We start from the raw sequence: 242 nt of genomic DNA, 5'->3' as shown, positions 1-242 counted from the left end.
GTATGATCACTATCTAGAAATGAGTATAGAAGAAATAAAACAGTTAAGTAACAAAAGGAAAAGAGAGGCTGCTGTTACCTTGTATTTGAATGATGTAAGTTTGAGTATAAGGAAGGTTGGAGAACTGCTCGACATTAGAGAGGGAACGGTTTTACGGTGGGCGCATGAAGATAAATGGAATGAAAAAAGAGAAGAAGATAAAGAACGAAGAATTGACTTGTTGAGATTGAAAATTAACAGAG

General features: G+C 35.1%; 1 protein-coding gene. It reads left to right on the top strand.

The window, feature by feature from the left end; genetic code table 11:
* Window positions 1-19 precede the first annotated feature (19 nt).
* Window positions 20-242, top strand: a 223-nt coding sequence (locus AOA61_RS02515; protein WP_218197330.1) for a hypothetical protein, incomplete at its 3' end; no start/stop codon positions are given.

The organism is Pseudomonas sp. 2995-1 (genome assembly GCF_002742505.1).
Classification (GTDB): domain Bacteria; phylum Pseudomonadota; class Gammaproteobacteria; order Pseudomonadales; family Pseudomonadaceae; genus Aquipseudomonas; species Aquipseudomonas sivasensis.
The sequence above is the reverse complement of the archived record's forward strand: the minus strand, read 5'-3'. Positions and strand labels throughout refer to the sequence as shown.